Source organism: Serratia sp. CY29653 (genome assembly GCF_052169255.1).
Classification (GTDB): domain Bacteria; phylum Pseudomonadota; class Gammaproteobacteria; order Enterobacterales; family Enterobacteriaceae; genus Serratia; species Serratia sarumanii.
In genome coordinates this window covers 493,618-511,409 of the sequence record NZ_JBJNLC010000002.1, presented here as the reverse complement: position 1 = coordinate 511,409, position 17,792 = coordinate 493,618, and the positions used below count along the sequence as shown (strand labels likewise).

The following is a 17,792-nucleotide window of genomic DNA, read 5'->3' as shown; positions in this document are numbered from 1 at the left end:
CCATGACCAAATACAGCCTGCGTGCGCGCATGATGATCCTGATTCTGGCCCCGACCTTGCTGATTGGTTTGCTGCTCAGCACCTTCTTCGTGGTGCACCGCTATAACGAGCTGCAGGAGCAACTGGTCGACGCCGGCGCCAGCATCATCGAGCCGCTGGCGGTGGCCAGCGAGTACGGCATGACGTTCCGCAGCCGCGAATCGGTCAGGCAGTTGGTCAGTCTGTTGCACCGCCGCCATTCGGACATCGTGCGTTCGATCACCGTGTTCGATGCGCAGAACAATTTGTTCGTCACCTCCAATTATCACCACAACTTCGCTCAGCTGCAGCTGCCGAAAGGCGTGCCGTTGCCCACTGAGCTGATGCTCACCCGACGCGGCGATTCGCTGATCCTGCGCACGCCGATCCTGTCGGAAAGCCAGTATCCGGATGAAACCGCCGACGGCGGCAGCCACCCCGACAACAACCTGGGCTATGTGGCGATCGAGCTGGATCTGCAGTCGGTGCGGCTGCAGCAATATAAAGAGGTGTTCGTCTCCACCCTGCTGCTGTTGCTGTGCATGTGCATCGCCATCCTGTTCGCTTACCGGCTGATGCGCGACGTGACCGGCCCGATCCGCAACATGGTGAATACCGTCGACCGTATCCGCCGCGGCCAGCTCGACAGCCGCGTGGAGGGCTACATGCTCGGCGAGCTGCACATGCTGAAGAACGGCATCAACTCGATGGCGATGTCGCTCACCGCCTATCACGAAGAGATGCAGCAGAACATCGATCAGGCCACCTCCGACCTGCGTGAAACGCTGGAGCAAATGGAAATTCAGAACGTCGAGCTGGATCTGGCGAAAAAACGCGCGCAGGAAGCGGCGCGCATCAAGTCCGAATTCCTGGCCAACATGTCGCACGAGCTGCGCACCCCGCTCAACGGCGTGATCGGCTTCACCCGGCAGATGCTGAAAACCGATCTGAGCGCGACCCAGACCGACTATTTGCAGACCATCGAACGCTCGGCCAACAACCTGCTGACCATCATCAACGACGTGCTGGACTTCTCCAAGCTGGAGGCCGGCAAGCTGGTGCTGGAGCATATTCCGTTCGCCCTGCGTGAAACGCTGGACGAAGTGGTGGTGCTGCTGGCGCCCAGCGCCCACGATAAGGGGCTGGAGCTGACGCTGGATGTGCACAACGACGTGCCGGAGCAGGTGATCGGCGACTCGCTGCGCCTGCAGCAAATCATCACCAACCTGCTGGGCAACGCCATCAAGTTCACCGAAACCGGCAATATCGATATTCGCGTCGAGCTGCGCAAACAGCTGGATCGCCGGGTGGAAGTGGAAGTGCAGATCCACGACACCGGCATCGGCATCTCCGAACGCCAGCAGTCGCAGCTGTTCCAGGCGTTTCGTCAGGCAGACGCCAGCATCTCCCGCCGCCACGGCGGCACCGGGCTGGGGCTGGTGATCACGCAAAAACTGGTGAAAGAGATGGGGGGCGATATCTGCTTCCACAGCCAGTTGAACCGCGGCTCGACCTTCTGGTTCCACATCACGCTGGATCTGAACGAGGGCATGCTGTCGCTGGCGCCGAGCCTGCCGGATCTGAACGGCAAAACGCTGGCCTATATCGAGTCCAACCCGACGGCGGCGCAGGCGACGCTCAACATGCTGAGCGTCACACAATTGGTGATCACCCACTCGCCGACGCTGGGCCAGCTGCCGCCAGGCCACTATGACTTCCTGCTGGCCGGCGTGCCCATCCCGTTCCGCGCCAATATGGCGCAGCACGAGGACAAATTGCTGGCCTCGCTGAAGCTGGCCGATCGGGTGATTCTGGCGCTGCCGTGCCAGGCGCAGATCGACGCCGAGCTGCTTAAACAACAAGGCGCGCTCGGCTGCCTGATCAAGCCGATCACCAGCACCCGGTTGTTCCCGCTGCTCAGGATGGAGACACCGACACGCCTCACCGCGCCGCCTGAGCGTAAACGCCTGCCGCTGACGGTGATGGCGGTTGACGACAACCCGGCCAACCTGAAGCTGATCGGCACGCTGCTGGGGGAACAGGTAGAAAAAACCCTGCTGTGCGAGAGCGGCGAGGAAGCGCTGGCACTGGCGCGCGACAACGTGCTGGATCTGATCCTGATGGACATTCAGATGCCGAAGATGGACGGCATTCACGCCAGCGAGCTGATCCGCCAGCTGCCGCATCACAACTCCACGCCGATCGTCGCCGTTACCGCCCATGCCGCCAGCGGCGAGCGCGAGCACCTGCTGCAGGCCGGGATGGACGACTATCTGGCCAAACCGATCGACGAGAAAATGCTGACCCGCGTGCTATCGCGCTACCACAGCGGCGACGTGGAAAACGCCGTCGCCGACGACGCGCCGCTGTCGCTCGACTGGCCGCTGGCGCTGCGTCAGGCGGCCAATAAACCGGATCTGGCGCGCGATCTGCTGCAAATGCTGCTCGATTTCCTGCCGCAGGTGCGCGAGCGGGTGCAAGCGCTGCTCGACGGCCAGCATGACGACGAGATCCTCGATCTGGTCCATAAGCTGCACGGCAGCTGCAGCTACAGCGGCGTGCCGCGCCTCAAGCAACTGTGTTTCTACCTCGAGCGGCAGCTGCGCCAGGGCGTCACCAACGACGAGCTGGAGCCGGAGTGGCTGGAGCTGTTGGATGAGATTGAACTGGTGATCCACGCGGCGCGCGCGCATCTGACGCAACCGGCCTGAATCCTCAGGCCATAACGCAAAAAGGCACGCCGCAGCGTGCCTTTCTTTTTAACGCCAGACGCCTATCACTGCGCCAGCAGGTACAGCTGGCTTTCGCCGCGCTGGATATTCAACGCCAGCACCGACGGCTTGCTGTCGAGGATTTTACGCAGCTCGCCCAGGTTCTGGATCGGCTGCTGGTTCACGCCCAGGATCACATCGCCCTTTTTCAGGCCGATACGCGCCGCGGCGCTGCCGGCTTTCACGCTGTCGACCTTGACGCCCTTCACATTGCCGACCTGGGTGTTGCTCAGCTCGGCGCCTTCGATGCCGGTGTAGATATTGCCCGAGGCCACCTGAGTCTGCGCGCTTTGCTCCAGCGTGACGTCAATCGTCACCGGTTTGCCGTCGCGAATAATGCCCAGCGACATCTTGCTGCCGACCGGGAGCGTGCCGATCTCCGCCCGGAACGAGGCGAAGCTGGAGATGGCCTTGCCGTTCATGGTGACGATCACGTCGCCGGCCTTGATGCCCGCCTTCGCGGCGGAAGACTTCGGCATCACCTGGCTGACGAAGGCCCCGCGCTGCGCGTCGACCTTCATCGCCTTGGCCAGCTCAGAGTTCAGCTCGGTGCCCATGATGCCCAGCTCGCCGCGTTTCACCTGGCCATATTCGACCATTTGCGCCGTCAGGTTTTTCACCATGTTGCTCGGAATGGCGAAACCGATACCGATGTTGCCGCCGTCCGGCGCCAGGATCGCGGTGTTGATGCCGATCAGCTCGCCGTTCAGGTTAACCAGCGCGCCGCCGGAGTTACCGCGGTTGATCGCCGCATCGGTCTGGATGAAGTTTTCATAGTTTTCGATGTTCAGGCCGCTGCGCCCCAGGGCGGATACGATGCCCGAAGTGGCGGTTTCACCCAGCCCGTACGGGTTGCCGATCGCCACGGTGTAATCGCCGACGCGCAGCTGATCGGAATCCGCCATCTTGATCGCCGTCAGATTCTTGAAGTCTTTCAGCTGGATCAACGCGATATCGGAACGCGGATCCTTGCCGATCACCTTGGCGTCGAAACGGCGGCCGTCGCTCAGCTGCACCTGGATCTTGTTGGCGTTGTCCACAACGTGGTTATTGGTCACCACATAGCCCTTGGCGGCATCGATGACCACCCCGGCGCCCAGCGCCTGGAATTTCTGCTGCGTGCCCTGCGGCTGGCCATCCGGCCCTGGCTGTTCGCCGCCCTGACACATCGGCGAGCCCTGGAATGGCGAACCGTCCTGGCAGAACGGCGAATCTTCGCCGAAGAACTGTTGGAACTGCTGCGGCATGCGCGGCGTATTGACCGTGGTGCTGCCCTCAACGTTAATGCTCACCACGGAAGGCATCACCTTTTCCAGCATCGGCGCCAGGCTCGGCAGCTGTTGGGTGTTGGAAGAGGCGGTTTCAGCGGCGCTGGCCGTGACCGGGCCCATCGCCATACCGATACTGAATGCCAGTGCGCTCAGAACTAATGCGGTTTTTTTCATCTGTGTGTCTCTTATAAAGTCGTTCAAAAAGAATGGCCGTCTTGCGTGCTTATTCAGAGTTAATTAATAGCCCGAAGTTCCGGCACAGATGATTGGCAATAGTAAACAAATATTGTCCGTCTTTACAAAAGTCGAGACAGCCAACCGGTTGGAATTGCTGACAATTATTCTTCAGTTGAATTATTCCGCCGCCATCAATCGACGATATTCATCATAGGCGTAAAGGTCGGTCATTCCGCTGATATAGTCCTGCAATAAACGGGCGCGGAAATAATATTCCCGAATGGCTTGCTGCTCCGGCGATAAATGCTGCAGCCCCTCTACCGCCTCCGCATACGCCAGCCGATGCTTGGTAGACAGCTTGTGGAACAGGCGCGTTTCGATCGGGTAAGCGCGGTGGCTGTCCTCGCGCACCAGCTGGCTGAAGTCCGCCAGCGACATCGCCAGCAGCGGGCTGTAAATGTCCAGCAGGCCGCTGATCACCCGGTAGCCTTGCAGCTCGAGCTGCTCGACCTCCGGGTGGTTGAACACGTGCTTGAACGCCACATTTTTAAATATTTTCAGCAGCCGGTACGCCGGGCTGGAATCCTCCAGCAGCGCCTGATTGAAACTGCCCTGATAGACCGCGTCCAGATTGTCGATAAAGCGCTGCGCCGCGTGCGGCACCAGCCGCGCCACGGTAAACACCCGCAGATACATGAAGAACTGATCTTCCGCGCTGCGCCGCGCGCCGCCGCGATCGATCTTGCGAAACGCGCTGGCGACGGTCTTGTCGAACAGATCGCCCGGCGCCACTTCGCCCCACTCTTGAATCAGGTGCTGATACAGCTGCTCGACGGTGAAAATGCTCTTCTCCACCGCGTCTTCCAGATCGGCCACGCAGTACGAGATATCGTCGGCGGCCTCCATGATATAGGTCAGCGGGAAACGATCGAACTCGCCCATGTGCAGCTCGCGCCGCAGCCGATCGACGAAGGCCTCTTCCGCCAGATAGTAGCCGGGCTTTTTCATCAGATAGCTGTGGCTGGCGGGGATGTCGCTCGCCCAGTAGGCCGGGCGGGTGTATTTCAAAATGCAGCCGACCTGCGCGTAGGTCAGGTTGAGCTTCAGCAGGCTGTACACCATGCGGATCGCCTGGGCGTTGCCCTCGAAGTGGCTGAGATCCTGACGGATCCGGCTGCGCAGCCGGTTCAGATCGCTCTCCCCTTCATGCAGGCGCAGCGTCGCCACCTGGCAGCGATCGTGGCTGCCCGGCTCGCTGCCGCAGCTGGCGGGATCGAGCCGTTGGGCGAACCAGTCGTTGATCGCCGACTCGCCGAAGTGACCGAACGGCGGGTTGCCGATGTCGTGCATCAGGCAGGCCATTTCCACGATGCTTTCAAACGGATCGAGCAGCCGGGTCAGGCCGAGCTCATCAATTCTCCCCGCCTGTTTGAAGCGGTTGAGGATCTCTTTGGCGATGTGGCGCCCGACCTGCTGCACCTCCATCGAGTGCGTCAGGCGGCTGCGCACCGCCGCGTTGCGCTCCAGCGGAAACACCTGGGTTTTTTGCTGCAGACGGCGAATGGCGGCCGAGTTGACAATGCGCCCGCGATCGCTCTCGAACTGCCGCACGATGTCATACTCTTCCTCGGCCTCGATAGGTTTGCTGAAAGGCCGTTGGAAGCTGATTTTTTGCTTGAAGTCGATCCCGGACATCTGTTTCTCCGCCGTTGCGCCCTGCCCCCGTGATAACAATTCCCGGCGGCGGATGCAACGCATTATCTCTCTCACACAGCCATGATAGACTATGCCGCAATTCTCACGGCCAATCAGCGAGTGTTATTTATGAAAGTAGGCATCATCGGCGCAATGGAGCAGGAAGTCACCCTGCTGCGCGAGCAAATCGAAAACCGTCAAACCATCCAGCGCGCGGGCTGCGAAATCTACACCGGCCAGATCGGCGGCGTTGAGGTGGCCCTGCTGAAATCCGGCATCGGCAAAGTTTCTGCGGCCATGGGCACCACCCTGCTGCTGGAACACTGCAGCCCGGATCTGGTGATCAACACCGGTTCCGCCGGCGGCCTGGCCAGCACCCTGCGCGTGGGCGATATCGTGGTGTCGGAAGAAGTGCGCTACCACGACGCCGACGTCACCGCTTTCGGCTACGAGCCGGGCCAGATGGCCGGCTGCCCGGCGGCGTTCGTCGCCGACGACGCGCTGATCGCGCTGGCGGAAGGCTGCATCAAACAGCTGGATCTGCACGCGGTGCGCGGCCTGATCTGCAGCGGTGACGCCTTCATCAACGGCGCCGAGCCGCTGGCGCGCATTCGCGCCACCTTCCCGCGCGTCGCCGCCGTGGAAATGGAAGCCGCGGCGATCGCCCACGTCTGCCATCTGTTCGGCACGCCGTTCGTGGTGGTGCGCGCCATTTCCGACGTCGCCGACAGCGAGTCGCACATGAGCTTTGACGAGTTCCTGGTGGTAGCGGCCAAACAGTCCACGCTGATGGTCAACGCCATGCTGCAAACCCTGGCCAAGCGCGGTTAATGTGAGGCTGCGCTTTACCTCGATGCTCTGTTTGTTGGCGCTCTGGCTGGCCATGCCGGCCGGCGCCGCTCAGCGGGTGATCAGCCTGGCGCCCAACGCCACCGAACTCGCCTATGCCGCCGGCATGGGCGATGTGCTGGTGGCGGCGAGCGCCTATTCCGATTATCCGCCGCAGGCCGCCAGGCTGGAGCAGGTGGCCACCTGGCAGGGCATCAATCTGGAGCGGGTGCTGGCGCTCAAGCCGGACCTGATCCTCGCCTGGCGCGGCGGCAATCCGCAGCGCGTGCTGGATCAGCTCGCCGCGTTCGGCATCCCAATTTTCTATGCGGACGCCGACACCCTCGAAGGGATCGCCGGTTTGCTGGATAAGCTGGCGCAATACAGCCCGCACCCGGAGCAGGCGCATCAGGCGGCGGAAGGCCTTCGCCGCCAGTTCGCCGCTCTCAGACAACAGTACGCCGCTAACTCGCCACGGCGCGTGCTGCTGCAGTTCGGTACCCAGCCGCTGTTCACCAGCTCCGGCGCCACATTGCAAAGCCAGGTGCTGGCGCTGTGCGGCGGGCAGAACGTCTTCGCCGACAGCCGCACCCCTTGGCCGCAAATCAGCCGCGAGCAGGTGCTGGCGCGTCGGCCGCAGGCCATCGTCATCACCGGCGGCGCGAAAGAAGCCGCCAATGTGAAAGCCTTCTGGGCGCCGCAGCTGCAGGTGCCGGTGATCGCGCTGAACGAAGACTGGTTCAACCGCGGCGGGCCGCGCATCCTGTTGGCGGCGCAGCAGCTGTGCCGCCAGTTGGCGGAGATCCGCTGATGCTGGTGTTCTGGTTGGATATTCTCGGTACGGCGGTGTTCGCCATCTCCGGCGTACTGCTGGCCGGCAAGTTGCGCATGGATCCGTTCGGCGTGCTGGTATTGGGCGTGGTCACCGCGGTCGGCGGCGGCACCATCCGCGACATGGCGCTGGCCAACGGCCCGGTGTTCTGGGTCAAGGATCCCACCGATCTGGTGGTGGCGATGATCACCTGCGTCTTGACGCTGCTGCTGGTGCGCCAGCCGCGCCGTCTGCCGCAGTGGGTGCTGCCGGTGCTGGACGCCGTCGGGCTGGCGGTGTTCGTCGGCATCGGCGTCAACAAGGCCTTCGCAGCCGGCACCGGCCCGCTGGTGGCAATCTGCATGGGGGTGATCACCGGCGTCGGCGGCGGCATTATCCGCGACGTGCTGGCGCGCGAGATCCCGATGATCCTGCGCACCGAGATTTACGCCACCGCCTGCATCATCGGCGGCATCGTGCACGCCACGGCGTTTTACACCTTCAGCATGCCGCTGCAACAGGCCATGATGCTGGGCATGATCATCACCCTGGCCATTCGGTTGGCGGCCATCCGCTGGCACCTCAAATTGCCCGCCTTTATTCTCGAACGCTGAGCCGTCGCCCTGTGGGGCGGCGCTTGGCAACGCCGCATTGGGTGATTCATTAGACTAAAAACGGGCTTGGTGGTATTATTTTCACCCAATAAATAGCGTAGTGACGATGTAAAATTCTGTTATCCGCAGGTTAATCCCTTCCCCGCGCTGTTAAACCTTTTTAACTTTTTGCCGATAAGTCATCACAAGATTGCTTACGGATGGCTATTCCCGCAATGATGAAAAAAATTCTGCTTGCCTGCTGTGGCACCCTGCTGAGTGGCGCCGCGCATGCCGATGCCGTCAGCGGCCGGATCGGCGTTACTCTGACCATTGAACCGCAATGCGCCGTGCGCCTCGAGGTCGCCGCCCCACGGGCCGAATGCAGCCATGCGGCGGCGCAGCCGAACATTACCCGCCAACCGGCGCTGGAGAACGGGGCGGAAGTGATCCTCGTGGAATGGTAGGCATAAAAAAACCCGCCGGCCGTAAGGCGAGCGGGTTGATATTCTGACAGGCAAACTCAGATGCTGAACGACGAACCGCAACCGCAGGTGGTTTTGGCATTCGGGTTGGTCACCACGAAGCGCGACCCTTCCAGCCCTTCGGTGTAGTCCACCGAACCGCCGACCAGATACTGCAGGCTCATCGGATCGACCACCAGCGCCACGCCCTGCTTCTCGATGGTCATATCGCCATCGTTGACCTTGTCGTCAAAAGTGAAGCCGTACTGGAATCCGCTGCAGCCGCCGCCGGTAATGTAAACCCGCAGCTTAAGGTTCGGGTTTTCTTCGTCAGCAATCAGGAACTTAACCTTGTTTGCTGCTGCCTCGGTAAATTGCAGGGGCAGTGCCGTTTGATCACTCATACTCTTTACTCCCAACATTGTTCAGCATCAGATCGCTACTATGGCTGCCTGATTAATATTAACGATTATCCGATACCTGAGTGTTGCGTTCAAGTATTCACCGCATTTGTTGTATTTTCCTTACCTGTTTTCTCCGCCGCTTCCCGCGCCAGCTGCGCCTCCTGCCTTTGCAGCGTGCGGGCCAGGATCGACGAATACAGCGGCTTGCCGCCGAGCAGCTGCGCCACCACCGTGGCGCCGAGGCAGGTGATGATCATCGGTAAAATGAGTTGGTAGTTGTCGGTCATTTCCAGCACCAGCACGATGCCGGTCAGCGGGGCGCGCACCGTAGCGGCGAACAGCGCCCCCATGCCGGCGATGGCGAAGGTGCCCGCCTCGATGCCGTACTGCGGGAACAGGTGCGCCCCGGCCAGCCCGAAGGCGGTGCCAAACAGCGTGCCCAGCGCCAGCATCGGCGCGAAGATGCCGCCCGGCGCGCCGGAGCCGAAGCACAGCAGCGTAGTGAAGATGCGGGTAATAAAGATGAACATCAACATGCCGACGCTGTAATTGCCCGCCGCGGCGATCGGGATCAGCCCAAAGCCGCCACCCGCCGCCTCCGGCTGGATCAGCCCCAGAATGCCGCACACGCCGCCGAGCAGCCCGCCCATCAGCAAGACATTGCGCATTCTGCCGCCGTGCAGGCGCGCAAACATATCCTGAGTGCGGAAGATCAGCGCGTTGAATCCCACGCCCACCGCGCCGAATATCGCCCCCAGCACCAGATAGAGCCACAGGGTATTAATGGGCGCCGAAGAAAGTTTGTCGACCGCGATCACCGAGCCCTGGCCGTTAAACAGCTGGAACACCACGCTCGACATGATAACGCCGATAAACACCGCTTTAATCGAGATCAGGTTGTAACGAAACTGCGGCCGCATCTCTTCGATGATGAACAAGATGCCGGCCAGCGGCGCGTTGAACGCAGCGGACAACCCGGCGGCGGCCCCGGTCGCCAGCAGCGTATGACGCGCCTCGGCGCCGCGAATGCGCAGCACGTCCAATACCATGCGCCCGACGTTGCCGCCCATTTGCACCGTGGGCCCTTCGCGCCCCAGCACCATGCCCGCCCCCAGCGTGCCCATGCCGCCGATGAATTTCACCGGGATCACGCGCCACCAGCGCACCGGCCGCAGCTCCTCCAGCGCGCCTTCGATCTCTGGAATGCCCGAGCCGCCCGCCTCAGGGGCAAAGCGCCGCACCAGGTAATAGCCCAGCGCCGCCAGCGCGGCAGACAGGATAAACGCCAGCGGCCACACCAGGATCCAGGAGTCGGCGACCTGCGCCAGCGAAGCCAGCCGCTGCTGCTGCACCCACTCCACCGCCTTATCGAAGGCCACACCGAGCAAACCGGCCAGCGTCCCCACCAGCGCGGCCATCACCAGGATCGCCACCGGCGTTTTATCGCGGCGAATAAACTGACGCACCGCATCGCTGCGGCTAAGACGCGGGCTCAACGTCCCGACTGGCTGTGATTGTGATTCCGTCATCGCGAGTAATTCGTTAGGTAATTTGTAATACAAATAGGCAAGGCGGTTATTCTACCCCAACCCGGCGGCGGGCGCTGCCGTTAATGGTATCTGACTGTGATCGTTTCATAACGCGGCGCTCTCCTCTAGAATAGCGCGGTCAAATCATTCAAAAGAGAATCCAGGAGCCGATTTATGAGCCTACACAGCAAGTCCGAAAGTCTGTACGCCCAGGCGCAACAGTTGATCCCCGGCGGGGTGAACTCTCCGGTGCGTGCATTCACCGGCGTGGGCGGTGTGCCGCTGTTTATCGAGCGGGCAGACGGAGCTTATCTGTTCGATGCCGACGGCAAGGCCTATATCGACTATGTCGGTTCCTGGGGGCCGATGGTGCTGGGGCACAACCACCCGGCGATCCGCGACGCGGTGATCGAAGCGGCGCAGCGCGGTCTGAGCTTCGGCGCGCCGACCGAGATGGAAGTCAAAATGGCGCAGCTGGTCACCGAGCTGGTGCCGACGATGGATATGGTGCGCATGGTGAACTCGGGCACCGAAGCCACCATGAGCGCCATCCGCCTGGCGCGCGGCTACACCAACCGCGACAAAATCATCAAGTTCGAAGGCTGCTACCACGGCCACGCCGACTGCCTGCTGGTGAAAGCCGGTTCCGGCGCGCTGACCCTCGGCCAGCCGAACTCACCGGGCGTGCCGGCCGATTTCGCCAAGCACACCCTGACCTGCACCTATAACGACCTGGATTCGGTGCGGGCCGCCTTCGAGCAGTACCCGTCCGAGATCGCCTGTATCATCGTCGAGCCGGTTGCCGGCAACATGAACTGCGTGCCGCCGCTGCCGGAATTCCTGCCGGGCCTGCGCGCGCTATGCGACAAGTACGGCGCGCTCTTGATCATCGATGAAGTGATGACCGGCTTCCGCGTGGCGCTGGCCGGCGCACAGTCCTATTACGGCGTCGAGCCGGATCTGACCTGCCTCGGCAAAATTATCGGCGGCGGCATGCCGGTGGGCGCCTTCGGCGGCCGCCGCGACGTGATGGACGCGCTGGCGCCGACCGGCCCGGTCTACCAGGCGGGCACCCTGTCCGGCAACCCGATCGCCATGGCGGCGGGCTACGCCTGCCTGACCGAAGTGTCGCAGGTGGGCGTGCACCAGACGCTGACCGAACTGACCGAGATGCTGGCCGCTGGCCTGCTGCACGCGGCGCAGGAAGAGAATATCCCGCTGGTGGTCAACAACGTCGGCGGCATGTTCGGCCTGTTCTTCACCGACGCGCCGGCGGTCACCTGCTACCAGGACGTGATGCAGTGCGACGTGGAACGCTTCAAGCGCTTCTTCCACCTGATGCTGGAGGAAGGGGTGTATCTGGCGCCGTCCGCCTTCGAAGCGGGCTTCATGTCCGTAGCGCACAGCAAGGAAGACATTCAGCGCACCATCGACGCCGCGCGTCGCTGCTTTGCCAAGCTGTAATCCCGGCCGAATGGCCAAAAAAACGGGCGCCTCGGCGCCCGTTTTGCTTTTCGCTGCCGCTTAAAGCAGCGTGCCGTAAATGGTCAACAGCGCCACCACCACCACGATGATCATCGTCACCTTGCGCGCCAGCGTCACCGCCGCCCGCGGCGTTTGCACCGGATCCATATGCGGATCGCGCGCCAGCGAGAACTGCGCCAGCCGCGTCAGCACCTGATACGACGATGAATGCCGATCCCCCAGCGAGGCGAACCAGGCCGGCAGCGCCCGCTCGCCGTGGCCGAACAGCGCATAGGCCACCCCGGCCAAGCGCACCGGGATCCAGTCCAGCCAGTTCAGCAGGTGATCGATGCCCGATTGCGAACGCTCCAGCGGCGTATTGTGGCGCGCCAGCCAGGTTTGATAGGCGCGCAGGAAGGCATACCCCGCCAGCGCGATCGGCCCGTAAGGCCCAAAGACCACGAACCAGAACAGCGGCGCCAGGTAATAACGGAAGTTGATCCACAGCAGCGCGTTTTGCAGCTCGCGCAGGCGCAGCTCTTCGCTGCAGTCCACCGGCAAACCGTGGATCAACGCCAGCTCTTCCGCCATCTGATCGCTGGCGTGGGTATCGCCCTGCCGCGCCGCTTTCAGGTAGGCGCGGTAGTGTTTGCGCTTGATGCCGGCGCCGACGCACAGCAGATCGATGACGATCCACAGCAGCAGCGTCACCACGCCGAAGAACAACCCGTGCGACAGCCACAGAACGCCCCAGACGACCACCATCCAGGCGGCGGTCATCGCCAGCGTCTGCGCCAGCGAAACCCGATGCAGCCGCTGAAACACCACTTCGAGACGGTGATCCAGCTGCCAGTGTTCTCCCAGCTTAAACAGGCGCTCCCAGGCCAAAACCAGCAACAGCGTAAACAGCGTCATTAGCGATTCCTCTCCCTTTTTCTTGTCTCAAGCATAGCGTCGGCGGGCGCGCCGCGTTGTTCCAGAGATGCCAGATAGCGATCCCAATCGAACGCCGGCCCGGGATCGGTCTTGCGGCCGGGGGCGATATCGCAATGCCCGGCGATATTGGCCGCCAGCGGCGGATAATGTTCGGCCAGCAGCGCGGTGACCGCCTGCAGCGCGCGGTATTGCGCCTCGGTGTAGGGTAACTGGTCGGTGCCTTCCAGCTCGATGCCGATGGAGAAATCGTTGCACCGGTCGCGCCCCTGATACAGGGAAACACCCGCGTGCCAGGCGCGCTGGTCGAAGGGCACGTACTGCACGATCTCCCCGTCGCGGCGGATCAGGCAGTGCGCCGACACCCGCAGCTGATGGATCTCGGCAAAATAGGGATGCTGTGCGGGATCGAGCGTGCCGGTAAACAGCTGGTCGATATAGGGGCCGCCGAACTCGCCGGGCGGCAGGCTGATGTTGTGGATGACCAGCAGCGACGGCGGCTCGTCATCCGGGCGCCGATCGCAGTGCGGCGAGACCACTCGCGTCACCCCGATAATCCAGCCATTTTCCAACTGCATCAGACACCTCTCTGCGGTGGTACTTATTCCTGCAACAGAGTAGCATGTTCCCCTACGATCTAACCGTCCATTTCGGAGTTTTCCATGCCGACACGCCGCTACAGTGCCGACAGTCGCCGCACCGAGCTTCTTGAACGAATTGAAAGTGATATTCCCTATGCCGTCGCCCAGGCGCTGCGCGAAGACCTGGGGGGTGAAGTCGACGCCGGGCGCGATATTACCGCGCAATTGTTACCGGCGGACAAGCAGGCCGAAGCCACCGTCATCACCCGCGAAGCCGGCGTATTCTGCGGCCGCCGCTGGCTGAATGAGGTCTTTATTCAATTGGGCAACCAGGTGCAGGTGGAGTGGCTGGTGGCGGACGGCGACCGTCTGACGCCGAACCAACCGCTCTGCCGGCTGCGCGGCCCCGCACGAGTGATGCTGACCGGCGAGCGCACCGCGCTGAACTTCGTGCAGACGCTCTCCGGCGTGGCGACCGAGGTCAGCCGCTATGTGGCTCTGCTGGAAGGCACCCGGACTCGCCTGCTCGATACCCGCAAAACCCTGCCCGGCCTGCGCACCGCGCTGAAATACGCCGTGCTGTGCGGGGGTGGCAGCAACCACCGGCTGGGGCTGTCCGACGCCTTCCTGATCAAGGAAAACCACATCATCGCCTCCGGCTCTATCAAGAACGCGGTGGAAAAAGCCTTCTGGCTGCACGCCGACGTGCCGGTGGAAGTGGAAGTCGAATCGCTCGATGAACTGCAGCAGGCGCTGGACGCCGGCGCCGACATCATCATGCTGGACAACTTCAGCGTCGAGATGATGCGCCAGGCGGTCGCCCAAACCCAGGGCCGCGCCCAGCTGGAAGTATCCGGCAACGTCACCAGTGAGACGCTGCGCACCTTCGCCGAGACCGGCGTGGATTACATTTCGGTCGGCGCGCTGACCAAGCATGTGACCGCGCTCGATCTGTCGATGCGCTTCAAATGATCCCCTCGCCCCCGGCCGCTGCCGGGGGCGTTACCGTAAAATTGCGAAGCCCCTCGCACCCTTTTATTCACCGCTGCAAACAACGTCATTACTGATGGAAGCGCGCCGAGAAACGCGCAAAAGCCCCTCGCCGTGCCCCCGCGCAAACCGCTACCGTTGCCTTCCACACCCTTATGGAGGAGACAACGCATGGAAACGCAACGCGGCTTTACCCTGATAGAACTGATGGTGGTGATCGCCATCATCGCCATCCTCAGCGCCATCGGCATTCCCGCCTACCAGCGCTACATCCAGAAAGCGGCGATGACCGACATGCTGCAAACCATGTCGCCGTACAAACTGGCGGTCGAGCTGTGCGTGCTGGACGAAGGCGCCCCCACCGGCTGTGAAGCCGGCAGCAAAGGCATTCCCACCGGCGGCACGTCGCGTTACGTCAGCGGGGTGAAAGTCGTCAAAGGCGTGATCACCCTGACCGGCACCCAAACGCTGCAGGGGCTGGCGGTGGCATTAACCCCCAAAGTGAACGCCGATGGGCTGACCCGCTGGAGCCGGCTGTGCAGCAGCGAAAACGCAACGCTGGTTGAAGTGTGCCAGGAAGTCTTCCGCTTCGACAACGCGGCGGAGTAACGGCGATGAACGCGCAAATCAGCGAAGAAGTTCACGCCCTGTGCCGGCGCTATCAGGCGCTGGCGCTGAACGAAGATCCGACCACCCTGACGATCGCCCTCAACGAAGAGGCGCCGCAAGGGCTGCTGGCGGCGCTGCGTTTCGCCACCGGCAAGCGCATCCATCTGGAGCAATGGCCGGCGGCCAGGCTGGAGCAGGCGCTGAACCAACGCCAGGAACCGCTACCGGCGCCGCTGGCGGCCGAAGAAGACAGCGCCGACATCGCCTACCCCGACGACGGCGACGCGCCGGTGGTGCAGTTCATCAACCAGACGCTGCGCCTGGCCATTCAGCGTCGCGCCTCGGACGTCCACTTCGAGCCCTTTCGGCAGCATTTTCGCATTCGCCTGCGCATCGACGGCGTGCTGCAAACCCTCGCCTCGCCGTCACCCCAGCTGACCGCACGCCTCATCGCCCGGCTGAAGATCCTCGGCCAGCTGGATATCGCCGAGCGCCGTCAGCCTCAGGACGGGCAGCTCAGCCTGACGTTGGACGGCGCTCGCTATGCCATGCGTATCGCCACTCTGCCGACGCTACACGGCGAAAAGGTGGTGCTGCGCGTTCAGCAGGGCGAACAGCAGGAGCTGCCGCTGGATCAACTGGGCATGGGCCGAGCGGATCTGGCGCGCTACGCGACGGCGCTGGCCTGCCCGCAAGGTTTGATCCTGGTGACCGGCCCGACCGGCAGCGGCAAGACGGTCACGCTGTACAGCGGTCTGCGTCAGTTGAACGATGCGCAAAGCAACCTGTGCAGCGTCGAAGATCCTGTCGAGATACCGCTGTTCGGCGTCAATCAAACCCAGATCAACGCCAAAACCGAGCTGAGCTTCGCCCGGGTGCTGCGCGCCCTGCTGCGCCAGGATCCGGATGTCATCATGATCGGCGAGATCCGCGATGCGGAAACCGCCGAGATCGCGGTCAAGGCCGCGCAAACCGGCCACCTGGTGCTGTCGACGCTGCATACCAACTCCACCGGCGAAACCCTGACGCGCCTGATGCACATGGGTATCCCCGGCTACCTGCTCGCCGGCTGCCTGAAGCTGGTCATCGCGCAGCGGCTGGTGCGCAGGCTGTGTCGCCACTGCCGCTACCCGCACAGCCAGCCGACGCATTTTCCTGCCTCGGTCTGGCCGGAGCCGCTGACCGCCTGGCGCGCCGACGGCTGCGAGCATTGCTTCGGCGGCTACTATGGGCGCATCGGCGTGTATGAGCTGTTGGCCATTACGCCGGAAATACAGGCGGCGTTGCTGGCGAACGCCGCGCCCAGCCTGCTGGCGGATGTCGCCCGCGAGCAGGGGCAGCTTTCGCTGCTGCAGGCCGGGCTGGCGCTGGCCAGCGAAGGCACGACCTCGCTGGAAGAACTGTACCGCGTGATCGACGTCGTCCAGCTCGGCGTAACCGCACCATGAAAGCGCGCCGGCTGTTTCTTTGGCAGGCTTTCGACGCCCAGGGCGCCTTGCGCCGCGGCGAACTGATGAGCGATGAAAAGCGGCAGGTGAGCCGGTTGCTGATCGAACAAGGCCTGCAACCTTGGCGGATTGGGCACGGCAAACGCATCACGCCCGGTCAGTGGCGCGGAGAACCGTTAATCCACTTCACCCGCCAGCTCGCCACTCTGTTGCAGGCCGGGCTGCCGCTGGTCAATACGCTGCAGCTGCTGGCGACAGAGCACCCTTCGGCAGCCTGGCGTTGCCTGTTGCGCCAGTTGGCAGAACAGGTGCGTGAAGGGCAGCCGCTCTCCGAAACCCTTGCCGCGCAGCCAGGCGTTTTTCCGCCTATCTATCGCCAACTGATCGCCATCGGCGAACTGACCGGCAACCTCGATCGCTGCTGCCTGCAGCTGGCACAACAGCAGGAAGCCCAGCTGCTGCTGCGCCGCAAAGTAGCGAAAGCGCTGCGCTATCCTCTCTTCATCTGTGCGGTGGCGCTGCTGGTCAGCGTGCTGATGCTGGTGATGGTGCTGCCGGAATTCGCCAAGGTTTATCAGTCGTTCGATGCGCCGCTGCCCTGGTTTACCCAAGGGTTATTGGGGGTGTCCGCGCTGCTGATCGCCGTTGGCCCCTATTTGGCGCTGCTGCTCGGCGCATTACTGTTCGGCTATTGCCGCTGGCTGCATCCGCGCCCGCCGTGGCGCCGACGTGAGCAGGCCGCCTTGCTGCGCCTGCCGCTGATCGCCCGGCTGGTGAGCGGCGGCGCGCTGAGCCAAACCTTTCGTATTCTGACCATGACCCAACGCGCGGGGCTGACGCTGGTGGAAGGCTTGAACGCGGCGGCGCTGGCGGCCGACCATCTGCTGTACCGGCAGGCGCTGGAGCAGGTGCAGCGGCAGCTCGCCGAAGGCGAGGCGTTTCATCACGCCCTCGCCCTGCAACCGCTGTTTCCGCCGCTGTGCCGGCAGCTGGTGCGGGTGGGCGAAGAATCGGGCTCGCTGGACGCCTTACTGGATAAATTGGCGCAGTGGTATGAACGGCAGACGCACGAGCTGGCCGATACGCTGGCGCAAACGCTGGAGCCGCTGCTGATGCTAGTGGTGGGCGGGATTGTCGGCGCTTTGGTGATCGCCATGTACCTGCCTATCTTTCAACTGGGCAGCGTGCTGGGATAAAAAAGAGGAT

16 protein-coding genes are annotated in these 17,792 nt (G+C 62.8%); 10 read left to right on the top strand and 6 right to left on the bottom strand.

Annotation, left to right across the window (positions count from 1 at the left end):
* Nucleotides 1-2 precede the first annotated feature (2 nt).
* Entirely contained in the window at nucleotides 3-2,729 is a 2,727-nt protein-coding gene (gene barA, locus ACJ8HN_RS15920; RefSeq protein WP_442523689.1) for a two-component sensor histidine kinase BarA, read from the top strand.
* 65 nt (nucleotides 2,730-2,794) lie between these two features.
* On the opposite strand, the gene degP is transcribed toward barA, so the two are convergent.
* The gene (degP, locus tag ACJ8HN_RS15915; RefSeq protein WP_033649228.1) at nucleotides 2,795-4,234 is read right to left on the bottom strand and encodes a serine endoprotease DegP; all 1,440 of its coding nucleotides are present in this window, start codon (nucleotides 4,232-4,234) and stop codon (nucleotides 2,795-2,797) included.
* 180 nt (nucleotides 4,235-4,414) lie between these two features.
* The gene (gene dgt, locus ACJ8HN_RS15910) at nucleotides 4,415-5,932 is read right to left on the bottom strand and encodes a dGTPase (protein WP_033649226.1); all 1,518 of its coding nucleotides are present in this window, start codon (nucleotides 5,930-5,932) and stop codon (nucleotides 4,415-4,417) included.
* 129 nt (nucleotides 5,933-6,061) lie between these two features.
* On the opposite strand from dgt, the gene mtnN reads away from it, so the two are divergent.
* The 4 genes from mtnN to ACJ8HN_RS15890 all read left to right on the top strand — a co-directional run bounded on the left by mtnN (nucleotide 6,062) and on the right by ACJ8HN_RS15890 (nucleotide 8,631).
* Nucleotides 6,062-6,763, top strand: coding sequence for a 5'-methylthioadenosine/S-adenosylhomocysteine nucleosidase (mtnN, locus tag ACJ8HN_RS15905; protein ID WP_033652925.1), 702 nt, complete (start codon nucleotides 6,062-6,064; stop codon nucleotides 6,761-6,763).
* 22 nt (nucleotides 6,764-6,785) lie between these two features.
* Nucleotides 6,786-7,571, top strand: a complete 786-nt coding sequence (gene btuF / locus ACJ8HN_RS15900; RefSeq protein WP_442523707.1) for a vitamin B12 ABC transporter substrate-binding protein BtuF — start codon at nucleotides 6,786-6,788, stop codon at nucleotides 7,569-7,571.
* Complete coding sequence (locus ACJ8HN_RS15895) at nucleotides 7,571-8,185, top strand: TRIC cation channel family protein (RefSeq protein WP_033637131.1); 615 nt, start codon at nucleotides 7,571-7,573, stop codon at nucleotides 8,183-8,185. The genes btuF and ACJ8HN_RS15895 overlap by 1 nt, the downstream gene beginning before the upstream one ends.
* Nucleotides 8,186-8,385: 200 nt before the next feature.
* On the top strand, nucleotides 8,386-8,631 hold the full coding sequence (locus tag ACJ8HN_RS15890) for a hypothetical protein (protein WP_442523688.1): 246 nt from the start codon (nucleotides 8,386-8,388) through the stop codon (nucleotides 8,629-8,631).
* A gap of 56 nt (nucleotides 8,632-8,687) precedes the next feature.
* On the opposite strand, the gene erpA is transcribed toward ACJ8HN_RS15890, so the two are convergent.
* Together erpA and clcA are read right to left on the bottom strand one after the other, a co-directional pair.
* Nucleotides 8,688-9,032, bottom strand: a complete 345-nt coding sequence (gene erpA / locus ACJ8HN_RS15885) for an iron-sulfur cluster insertion protein ErpA (protein ID WP_004932708.1) — start codon at nucleotides 9,030-9,032, stop codon at nucleotides 8,688-8,690.
* Nucleotides 9,033-9,121: 89 nt separating this feature from the next.
* The gene (gene clcA / locus ACJ8HN_RS15880) at nucleotides 9,122-10,561 is read right to left on the bottom strand and encodes a H(+)/Cl(-) exchange transporter ClcA (RefSeq protein WP_033637129.1); all 1,440 of its coding nucleotides are present in this window, start codon (nucleotides 10,559-10,561) and stop codon (nucleotides 9,122-9,124) included.
* Between the two features lie 174 nt (nucleotides 10,562-10,735).
* On the opposite strand from clcA, the gene hemL reads away from it, so the two are divergent.
* Nucleotides 10,736-12,025 (top strand): glutamate-1-semialdehyde 2,1-aminomutase, encoded by a 1,290-nt coding sequence (gene hemL, locus ACJ8HN_RS15875; protein ID WP_033637128.1) that lies wholly within the window; start codon nucleotides 10,736-10,738, stop codon nucleotides 12,023-12,025.
* A gap of 60 nt (nucleotides 12,026-12,085) precedes the next feature.
* Here hemL and ampE read toward each other — a convergent pair whose 3' ends face one another.
* Together ampE and ampD are read right to left on the bottom strand one after the other, a co-directional pair.
* Nucleotides 12,086-12,940, bottom strand: a complete 855-nt coding sequence (gene ampE, locus ACJ8HN_RS15870; protein WP_025301586.1) for a beta-lactamase regulator AmpE — start codon at nucleotides 12,938-12,940, stop codon at nucleotides 12,086-12,088.
* The gene (gene ampD / locus ACJ8HN_RS15865; RefSeq protein ID WP_033649217.1) at nucleotides 12,940-13,536 is read right to left on the bottom strand and encodes a 1,6-anhydro-N-acetylmuramyl-L-alanine amidase AmpD; all 597 of its coding nucleotides are present in this window, start codon (nucleotides 13,534-13,536) and stop codon (nucleotides 12,940-12,942) included. The genes ampE and ampD overlap by 1 nt, the downstream gene beginning before the upstream one ends.
* An 84-nt stretch (nucleotides 13,537-13,620) precedes the next feature.
* Here ampD and nadC point away from each other — a divergent pair, with 84 nt between their 5' ends.
* From nadC to hofC, 4 genes are all read left to right on the top strand, one after another.
* The gene (nadC, locus tag ACJ8HN_RS15860) at nucleotides 13,621-14,511 is read left to right on the top strand and encodes a carboxylating nicotinate-nucleotide diphosphorylase (protein WP_019455086.1); all 891 of its coding nucleotides are present in this window, start codon (nucleotides 13,621-13,623) and stop codon (nucleotides 14,509-14,511) included.
* A 189-nt stretch (nucleotides 14,512-14,700) separates the two neighbouring features.
* Nucleotides 14,701-15,138, top strand: a complete 438-nt coding sequence (gene ppdD / locus ACJ8HN_RS15855) for a prepilin peptidase-dependent pilin (protein WP_041033285.1) — start codon at nucleotides 14,701-14,703, stop codon at nucleotides 15,136-15,138.
* 5 nt (nucleotides 15,139-15,143) lie between these two features.
* The gene (gspE, locus tag ACJ8HN_RS15850) at nucleotides 15,144-16,586 is read left to right on the top strand and encodes a type II secretion system protein GspE (protein ID WP_442523687.1); all 1,443 of its coding nucleotides are present in this window, start codon (nucleotides 15,144-15,146) and stop codon (nucleotides 16,584-16,586) included.
* Nucleotides 16,583-17,782 carry a protein transport protein HofC gene (hofC, locus tag ACJ8HN_RS15845; RefSeq protein ID WP_442523686.1) on the top strand — a complete coding sequence of 400 codons (1,200 nt, stop codon included), beginning with the start codon at nucleotides 16,583-16,585 and terminating at the stop codon, nucleotides 17,780-17,782. The genes gspE and hofC overlap by 4 nt, the downstream gene beginning before the upstream one ends.
* Nucleotides 17,783-17,792 lie beyond the last annotated feature (10 nt).

Bases quoted from the DNA above. Each gene is read 5' to 3' on its own strand.
- barA (WP_442523689.1), top strand. From the start codon at position 3: ATGACCAAATACAGCCTGCGTGCGCGCATGATGATCCTGATTCTGGCC.
- degP (WP_033649228.1), bottom strand. From the start codon at position 4,234: ATGAAAAAAACCGCATTAGTTCTGAGCGCACTGGCATTCAGTATCGGT.
- dgt (WP_033649226.1), bottom strand. From the start codon at position 5,932: ATGTCCGGGATCGACTTCAAGCAAAAAATCAGCTTCCAACGGCCTTTC.
- mtnN (WP_033652925.1), top strand. From the start codon at position 6,062: ATGAAAGTAGGCATCATCGGCGCAATGGAGCAGGAAGTCACCCTGCTG.
- btuF (WP_442523707.1), top strand. From the start codon at position 6,786: ATGCTCTGTTTGTTGGCGCTCTGGCTGGCCATGCCGGCCGGCGCCGCT.
- ACJ8HN_RS15895 (WP_033637131.1), top strand. From the start codon at position 7,571: ATGCTGGTGTTCTGGTTGGATATTCTCGGTACGGCGGTGTTCGCCATC.
- ACJ8HN_RS15890 (WP_442523688.1), top strand. From the start codon at position 8,386: ATGGCTATTCCCGCAATGATGAAAAAAATTCTGCTTGCCTGCTGTGGC.
- erpA (WP_004932708.1), bottom strand. From the start codon at position 9,032: ATGAGTGATCAAACGGCACTGCCCCTGCAATTTACCGAGGCAGCAGCA.
- clcA (WP_033637129.1), bottom strand. From the start codon at position 10,561: ATGACGGAATCACAATCACAGCCAGTCGGGACGTTGAGCCCGCGTCTT.
- hemL (WP_033637128.1), top strand. From the start codon at position 10,736: ATGAGCCTACACAGCAAGTCCGAAAGTCTGTACGCCCAGGCGCAACAG.
- ampE (WP_025301586.1), bottom strand. From the start codon at position 12,940: ATGACGCTGTTTACGCTGTTGCTGGTTTTGGCCTGGGAGCGCCTGTTT.
- ampD (WP_033649217.1), bottom strand. From the start codon at position 13,536: ATGCAGTTGGAAAATGGCTGGATTATCGGGGTGACGCGAGTGGTCTCG.
- nadC (WP_019455086.1), top strand. From the start codon at position 13,621: ATGCCGACACGCCGCTACAGTGCCGACAGTCGCCGCACCGAGCTTCTT.
- ppdD (WP_041033285.1), top strand. From the start codon at position 14,701: ATGGAAACGCAACGCGGCTTTACCCTGATAGAACTGATGGTGGTGATC.
- gspE (WP_442523687.1), top strand. From the start codon at position 15,144: ATGAACGCGCAAATCAGCGAAGAAGTTCACGCCCTGTGCCGGCGCTAT.
- hofC (WP_442523686.1), top strand. From the start codon at position 16,583: ATGAAAGCGCGCCGGCTGTTTCTTTGGCAGGCTTTCGACGCCCAGGGC.